General features: G+C 59.8%; 1 protein-coding gene. It reads right to left on the bottom strand.

Annotated elements, in window-relative coordinates:
* Nucleotides 1-612: 612 nt before the first annotated feature.
* Complete coding sequence (locus tag WCA53_RS09560) at nt 613-1,941, bottom strand: NAD(P)/FAD-dependent oxidoreductase (RefSeq protein WP_423908422.1); 1,329 nt, start codon at nt 1,939-1,941, stop codon at nt 613-615.
* Nucleotides 1,942-2,576: the final 635 nt, after the last annotated feature.

A 2,576-nucleotide genomic window follows, 5' to 3' on the forward strand; every position in this document is an offset into this window, starting at 1 on the left:
GGCGAGCTCACAAAATGCTTTATCGTAGAGCGCGCCGGTGAGGGACACATCTCCGAAGCTCGTCATAAGACTTGGCTTGCCCCGGGGCGATTCCCGTTTCTCGCATGCGACCGCCGAATGGTTAGCAGAGGGAGCCCTAACGACTTTGCGCGGAAGCCGCAGCGTCTTGGGGTTGGCGACTCGGGGAGATGATCTCGCCCATGGCATGGGTTGGCGGAGGGTTGATCGTGGCGGCGTCGCTGCTGGCTACTGTGCGCGGGCCAAAGCGAGTGCGTCAGTCAGAACCTGCCCCTGCCCGATTCGGCGCCACACGTCCTCGCTGACTCATCGATTTGCCGGGCGGAAACACGTACTTGATGTGCTTGCCGTGTCTGGTCAGTACACTGCTATCGCGCCGTGGATCGGTGAGTCGTTAGCGGTAAATCGATCGACAGCTCTACGGACCCGCTCCCACAGCAAACTTCTGTAGACGAACCTTCTCCGTCATACGAGGTCAATCAAGATCTCCGCCGCTTTTAGAATTGCAACGGCCGTTAATCAATACAGTTGAATCGTACCGGTGGTTCAATCTCCCGAAGTGGGCTGCCGCGATAGCTCGCCCGCGGCCTCAACTCATATCATTTCGGGGCTGCTCAGTTTCGTTCCGTCGGAAAAGCGGGCCAGTCTGTAGGGACTAATGTCGAACTGCAGCGCCTCGTCCATTACCAGCCGGCTCACGAGCACGCCAGCGCCTGGCCCTAGTCCAAAGCCGTGTCCGCTGAAGCCGGATGCGATCACGAGACCGGGTTTCGTATTAACCTTCGAGATAACGGGGACGAGGTCCGGCGTCGTGTCGATCGCGCCCGCCCATGCGTGAGCGATCCGCAAGCCCGACAGCTCGGGAAACACGCTGGCCACGTTTTGCAGGGCACGTTCGAGCCATTCGGTATCAGGCCGGGGATCCAGCACGCGTGTTTCTTCGAACGGCGAGACGTCATCGTCGCGCCAGGTCGCGCTTGCCTCCGGTCCGTGGAAGAAGCTGGCACCGACGCGAATCTTCAGTTTTTTCTTCAGCTTGCTGCGAAACATGGTGCGGAACTTCACCGAATGCCGCAGGTTTTGCGGCGCGAGTTCCACGCGTCCATAGCCGGGAACAGCGATGGTGTAGCCGCCGTCCAACCGTCGCCTCAGCGCGAAGTTAGGCCCGGAGAAACAGCCTTCGATGACCCCCGGCGCCTCAGCGGTTCGCAACGCCGTTCCCATCACGTTGATGGCGGGCAGATCGATGCCGTGATGCTGGCAGAACAACGCGCTCCAGGCGCCTCCCGCGAGAACGACGGTGTCGGCTGCGAGCCGGCCGCGCTCCGTCCAGATGCCCGAGACACGCCCCGCACTCGTGTCGAGACTTCGCACCGCGCAGTTCTGATACACCTTCGCGCCGAGACCTTGCGCGCCGCGAGCAATCGCAGGCGCGGCTTTCGACGGCTCGGCGCGGCCGTCCGTGACCGACCACAGACCTCCAGCCCACTTCGCACGTCCGGACGGAATGCGCGCTGCCAGTTCGCGCGCACTGAGGATCTCGCTGTTAAAGCCAACTTCCCGGGCGCGAGCAAGCCACGATTCCCATTGCGCGACGTCAGATTGATGCTCCGTGCCGTACAGGATGCCCGCCTTACGAAACCCAACATCCTCGCCCAGTTCTTCGCTTAGTTCGCTCCAGCGCTTGAGGCTCTGCATCGCGAGCGGTAACTCATAGAGGTCGCGGTTCTGCTGACGCACCCAGCCCCAATTGCGCCCCGACTGCTCGCAGCCAATGACGCCCTTTTCGAGCAGAGCCACCTGGACGCCGCGTCGTGCCAGTTCATACGCGGTGCTGACGCCAACGATGCCGCCGCCTATCACCGCGACATCGCATCGCTCGGGGAAACCTTCGCTATCCGTGACTTCGTCGATCCTTAGCATTTCATAGCCGTTGGTTGCCGCTTCTCGGTAGGTTACTGCAGTCAAGACCTTCGGAAATGCGCACCTAAAGCGCGATTTCGCCGTCCGCAGATAGTGGCTACGATTTTGGTATCTTCCACCGCTTCGCTGATAGGACGATCCTGTTGTATCGGAAGGGAACACGACGATGATCCACCAAGCGCTGAGGCAAATCTTGAATTGCAAACTTGCAGACTGTTGCCGAGACTAGGTTTCTGCGACAAAACCATGAAAATCATCCGGGCCGGTGGGTGTGTTCGGATTTTTACGAGCTCGAACCTGTAATGAGTAAGCAGAACGACATGGACTTTTTGTTCAACGTCCGTCACTTCGACCGCTAAATCACGGCCTAGGTTTGCACTGGGACGCCAGTTACAGGATCCGCCTTGGTTTTGATAATCATATAGCGGGCCTGCCTCCGTCCCAGTGTAGAACGGCTGGCGTAGCGTCGGGGTGCGGACAGCCGATGCAAGGCCGCACGCGCAACTGCGGGGTTCAGGTGCTTTGCATCTGAACCCGGATCACATCGATGACCAAAGCGTCGCCCCACAACGCTGTCACCCGGAGAGAAAGGCCACCTGAATTCAATCGTTGAGGCGACAGTTACCTTGAAAATT

The sequence above is a fragment of the Caballeronia sp. genome, from assembly GCF_049581465.1.
Classification (GTDB): Bacteria; Pseudomonadota; Gammaproteobacteria; order Burkholderiales; family Burkholderiaceae; genus Caballeronia.